This is a genomic window from Pseudomonas sp. DE0010, assembly GCF_007680745.1.
Classification (GTDB): domain Bacteria; phylum Pseudomonadota; class Gammaproteobacteria; order Pseudomonadales; family Pseudomonadaceae; genus Aquipseudomonas; species Aquipseudomonas parafulva_B.
The window spans coordinates 1-249 of sequence record NZ_VEJQ01000254.1; the positions used below are offsets into that span (position 1 = coordinate 1).

The window sequence follows — 249 nt, forward strand, 5'->3', positions numbered from 1 at the left end:
TGGGCCAAGCAACAGGGCCTGGGCGAGCTGGAGCAGGCCTGCCTGAGATTCGCCGAGGAATCCCTGAGCGGCCTGACCCGCCTGCTACCGGGTCCGACCGGCGAGCGCAACAGCTACAGCCTGCTGCCGCGTAACCGGGTGCTGTGCCTGGCGGCCGACGAAAGCGATCTGCTGCTGCAACTGGCGGCGGTCATGGCGGTGGGCAGCACGGCCTTGGTCGGGGACGCCCACAAGACGACGCTGACGCGC

The 249-nt window shown here is 69.9% G+C and carries 1 protein-coding gene; it reads left to right on the plus strand.

Annotated elements, in window-relative coordinates:
- Nucleotides 1-249 (plus strand): hypothetical protein (locus tag FS767_RS22440; protein ID WP_144968279.1); only part of this gene is annotated, 249 nt, incomplete at both ends.